This is a genomic window from Streptomyces recifensis, from assembly GCF_002154615.1.
Classification (GTDB): Bacteria; Actinomycetota; Actinomycetes; order Streptomycetales; family Streptomycetaceae; genus Streptomyces; species Streptomyces griseoluteus.
Genome location: NZ_MUNH01000314.1, coordinates 1 through 4,928 on the forward strand (window position 1 = coordinate 1; position 4,928 = coordinate 4,928).

Below are 4,928 nucleotides of genomic sequence, written 5' to 3' on the forward strand. Positions count from 1 at the left end.
GACGGCGCCGAAGTGGTCGCGCGCATCCTGGGCACGGACGACGAGGGCGTGGACCTGGAGGTCCCCGGGGTGAAGGGCCGCAAGGCCACCAACCGCCGGCTCGCCTTCCCGGAGATCGCCAGGGCGCGGGTGCAGGTCGAGTTCAACCGCAAGGACAAGAAGGACATGAAGGAAGAGGAGGAGGCGTAGCCGTGGACATCGACATGAGCGCCCTGCGGGGCTTGGTCAGGGAGAAGGAGATCTCCTTCGACCTGCTGGTCGAGGCGATCGAGTCGGCCCTCCTCATCGCGTACCACCGCACCGAGGGCAGCCGCCGCCACGCGCGCGTGGAGCTGAACCGCCAGAGCGGTCACGTGACCGTGTGGGCGAAGGAGGACCCGGAGGACGTCGAGGAGGGGCAGGAGCGCCGCGAGTTCGACGACACCCCCTCCGGCTTCGGCCGGATCGCCGCCACCACCGCCAAGCAGGTCATCCTGCAGCGGCTGCGCGACGCGGAGGACGACGCCACCCTCGGCGAGTACGCCGGCCGGGAGGGCGACATCGTCACCGGTGTGGTCCAGCAGGGCCGCGACCCGAAGAACGTGCTGGTGGACATCGGCAAGCTGGAGGCCATCCTGCCGGTGCAGGAGCAGGTCCCCGGCGAGACCTACCAGCACGGCATGCGGCTGCGTTCCTACGTGGTCCGCGTCGCCAAGGGTGTGCGCGGCCCCTCGGTCACCCTCTCGCGCACCCACCCCAACCTGGTGAAGAAGCTCTTCTCCCTGGAGGTGCCGGAGATCGCGGACGGCTCGGTGGAGATCGCCGCCATCGCCCGCGAGGCCGGCCACCGCACCAAGATCGCCGTACGGTCCACCCGTTCGGGCCTGAACGCCAAGGGCGCCTGCATCGGCCCGATGGGCGGCCGGGTGCGCAACGTGATGGGCGAGCTGAACGGCGAGAAGATCGACATCGTCGACTGGTCGGACGACCCGGCCGAGATGGTGGCGAACGCCCTGTCACCCGCTCGGGTGAGCAAGGTCGAGGTCGTGGACCTCGCCGCCCGCTCCGCGCGGGTCACTGTGCCGGACTACCAGCTCTCGCTGGCGATCGGCAAGGAGGGCCAGAACGCCCGGCTCGCCGCCCGCCTCACCGGCTGGCGCATCGACATCCGGCCGGACACCGAGCAGGTCACCGACTAGCTCGGCCCGTCCGCCGACCCGATCCGGTCCGGGACCTGTCCTGATCACCGAAAAGATCAGGACAGATCCCGACCGGATCGCGACCGTTCACCACACTGCAACTGTTCGATCTCTGCCCCAAAGGGGTGAGGTCGGTACGGGGAGGTAGACTTAACCGTGTCTGGCCGGACGCACACCCGAGCATGCCCTGAACGCACCTGTGTGGGGTGCCGGAAGCGGGCGGCCAAGAACGATCTACTGCGGATCGTGATGATCGAGGACGCCTGCGTCCCCGATCCTCGCGGTACGCTGCCCGGCCGGGGTGCTTATGTACACCCGGCTCCGGTCTGTCTGGACCAGGCGGTTCGCCGCCGGGCGTTCACGCGGGCACTGCGCGCCCCGCGAGCGCTCGACACAAACGCGTTGCGCCGATACGTCGAGCAGACAACAGTTGCCGAGCAGGCAACACCGTAAGAAGTGCCGCCCGGAACACCGCGGCGGCCTGGTACCTCGCGAGTCGAAAGCAGGTCGAGATTGCGATGAGCACTCGATGAGTACGCGATGAGTACGCCCATGAACTAGCGACGGTCCGGCATCACCCGGACCTCAAAGGAGCGAAGTGGCTAAGGTCCGGGTATACGAACTCGCCAAGGAGTTCGGTGTCGAGAGCAAGGTCGTCATGGCCAAGCTCCAGGAACTCGGTGAATTCGTCCGTTCGGCGTCTTCGACGATCGAAGCGCCTGTCGTACGCAAGCTGACCGACGCCTTCCAGGGCGGTGGCAACGGCAAGTCCGCCGGCAAGCCCGCCCCGCGCAAGGCAACCCCCAAGCCCGGCGCGCCCTCCCCGGCGCAGTCGGCCCGTCCGGCTGCCCCGAAGCCGGGCGCCCCCAAGCCCGCCGCGCAGCAGCCCGCTGCCCCGGCGGCTTCCTCGGCTCCCGCGCCGGCCGCTCCCGGCCCGCGTCCGGTGCCGGGTCCCAAGCCCGCGCCGCGCCCGGCCCCGGCCGCCCCGGAGTTCACCGCTCCGCCGGCCGCCCAGGCTCCGCAGGCCCCCGCCGCGCAGGGTCCCGCCACGCAGGCCCCGCGTCCCGGCGGCGCCCGTCCCGGCGCCCCCAAGCCCGGTGGCGCCCGTCCGGCCGCTCCCGGCCAGGGCGGTCAGGGCCAGTCGGGCCGTCCCGGCCAGGGCGCCCCGCGTCCCGGTGGCCAGGGCCAGCGTCCCGGCGCCCGTCCGGCCGGTCCCCGTCCGGGCAACAACCCCTTCACCTCCGGTGGCTCCACCGGCATGGCGCGCCCGCAGGCGCCCCGTCCGCAGGGCGGCCCCCGTCCCGCCGGCGGTCCCGGTGCCCCCGGCGCCGGTCCCCGTCCGCAGGGTCCGGGCGCTCAGGGCGGCGGTCCCCGTCCGCAGGCTCCGGGCCGTCCCGGTCCGTCGCCCGCCGGCATGCCCCGCCCGCAGGGCGGCCCGCGTCCCGGCCCGGCCGGTCCGCGTCCGAACCCCGGCATGATGCCGCAGCGTCCCGCCGCGGGCCCGCGTCCCGGCGGCGGTGGCCCCGGTGGCCGCGGTCCCGGTGCCGGCGGTCGTCCCGGTGGCGGCGGCGGTCGTCCGGGTGGCGGCGGCTTCGCCGGTCGTCCGGGTGGCGGTGGCGGCGGCTTCGCCGGCCGTCCCGGCGGTCCCGGTGGTGGCGGTGGCGGCGGCTTCGCCGGCCGTCCCGGCGGTGGCGGCGGTGGCCGTCCCGGCTTCGGCGGTCGTCCCGGTGGTCCGGGTGGCCGTGGTGGCACGCAGGGCGCCTTCGGCCGTCCCGGCGGTCCCGCGCGTCGCGGTCGCAAGTCGAAGCGTCAGAGGCGCCAGGAGTACGAGGCCATGCAGGCCCCGTCGGTCGGCGGCGTGATGCTGCCTCGCGGCAACGGACAGACCGTCCGCCTGTCGCGCGGTGCGTCCCTCACCGACTTCGCGGAGAAGATCAACGCCAATCCGGCGTCGCTCGTCGCCGTGATGATGAACCTCGGCGAGATGGTCACTGCCACGCAGTCCGTCTCCGACGAGACGCTGCAGCTCCTCGCCGGCGAGATGAACTACGTCATCGAGATCGTCAGCCCGGAGGAGGAGGACCGCGAGCTGCTCGAGTCCTTCGACATCGAGTTCGGCGAGGACGAGGGTGGCGAGGAGTTCCTCGTCGCGCGTCCGCCGGTCGTGACCGTCATGGGTCACGTCGACCACGGTAAGACCCGACTGCTGGACACCATCCGCAAGACGAACGTCGTCGCGGGCGAGGCCGGCGGTATCACGCAGCACATCGGTGCGTACCAGGTCACGACCGAGGTCAACGACGAAGAGCGCAAGATCACCTTCATCGACACCCCGGGTCACGAGGCGTTCACCGCCATGCGTGCCCGTGGTGCGAAGTCGACCGACATCGCCATCCTGGTGGTCGCGGCCAACGACGGCGTCATGCCGCAGACGGTCGAGGCGCTGAACCACGCCAAGGCGGCCGATGTGCCGATCGTGGTCGCGGTCAACAAGATCGACGTCGAGGGTGCCGACCCGACCAAGGTGCGCGGTCAGCTGACCGAGTACGGTCTGGTGGCCGAGGAGTACGGCGGCGACACCATGTTCGTCGACATCTCCGCCAAGCAGGGCCTCAACATCGAGAGCCTGCTCGAGGCCGTGGTCCTGACCGCGGACGCCTCGCTCGACCTGCGGGCCAACCCGGACCAGGACGCGCAGGGCATCGCGATCGAGTCCCACCTCGACCGCGGCCGCGGTGCCGTCGCGACCGTCCTGGTCCAGCGAGGCACCCTGCGGGTCGGCGACACCATGGTGGTCGGCGACGCGTACGGCCGTGTCCGCGCGATGCTCGACGACAAGGGCGAGAACGTGGAAGAGGCGGGTCCCTCGACCCCGGTCCTCGTCCTCGGTCTCACCAACGTCCCGGGTGCCGGCGACAACTTCCTGGTCGTCGACGAGGACCGTACGGCCCGGCAGATCGCGGAGAAGCGGGCGGCGCGCGAGCGCAACGCCAACTTCGCCCGGCGCGGTGTCCGGTTCTCCCTGGAGAACCTGGACGAGGCCCTCAAGGCCGGTCTGGTGCAGGAACTCAACCTCATCATCAAGGGCGACGCGTCCGGTTCGGTGGAGGCTCTCGAGTCCTCGCTGCTCCAGCTCGACGTCGGCGAAGAGGTCGACATCCGCATCCTGCACCGCGGTGTGGGTGCGGTCACCGAGTCCGACATCAACCTGGCGACCGGCTCCGACGCCATCGTCATCGGCTTCAACGTCCGCGCCGCGGGCCGCGCGGCGCAGATGGCGGAGCGCGAGGGTGTCGACGTCCGGTACTACTCGGTGATCTACCAGGCCATCGAGGAGATCGAGGCGGCCCTCAAGGGCATGCTCAAGCCGGAGTACGAGGAGGTCGAGCTCGGCACGGCGGAGATCCGCGAGGTCTTCAAGTCGTCCAAGCTGGGCAACATCGCCGGTGTCCTGGTCCGGTCGGGCGAGGTCAAGCGCAACACCAAGGCGCGCCTCCTCCGCGACGGCAAGGTCATCGCGGAGAACCTCAACATCTCCGGTCTGCGTCGCTTCAAGGACGACGTCACCGAGATCCGCGAAGGCTTCGAGGGTGGTATCAACCTCGGAAACTTCAACGACATCAAGGTCGACGACGTCATCGCGACGTACGAGATGCGCGAGAAGCCGCGAGCGTAACGCCACGCTGTGCGTCGGCCGACGGGTCCTGTACCTGTCGGCCGACGCGCCGTCCCTGGGGGCTCCGCCCCCAG

3 protein-coding genes and 1 pseudogene are annotated in these 4,928 nt (G+C 71.2%); all 4 read left to right on the top strand.

The window, feature by feature from the left end:
- Positions 1-189, top strand: a pseudogene (locus tag CCN33_RS17610) (ribosome maturation factor RimP); the annotation flags it as partial.
- A 2-nt stretch (positions 190-191) separates the two neighbouring features.
- Positions 192-1,178: a transcription termination factor NusA gene (nusA, locus tag CCN33_RS17615; RefSeq protein ID WP_086694547.1), complete on the top strand. Its 987-nt coding sequence runs from the start codon at positions 192-194 to the stop codon at positions 1,176-1,178.
- Between the two features lie 156 nt (positions 1,179-1,334).
- Positions 1,335-1,631, top strand: coding sequence for a YlxR family protein (locus tag CCN33_RS17620; protein ID WP_078858668.1), 297 nt, complete (start codon positions 1,335-1,337; stop codon positions 1,629-1,631).
- A 145-nt stretch (positions 1,632-1,776) separates the two neighbouring features.
- On the top strand, positions 1,777-4,854 hold the full coding sequence (infB, locus tag CCN33_RS17625; RefSeq protein WP_086694548.1) for a translation initiation factor IF-2: 3,078 nt from the start codon (positions 1,777-1,779) through the stop codon (positions 4,852-4,854).
- Positions 4,855-4,928 lie beyond the last annotated feature (74 nt).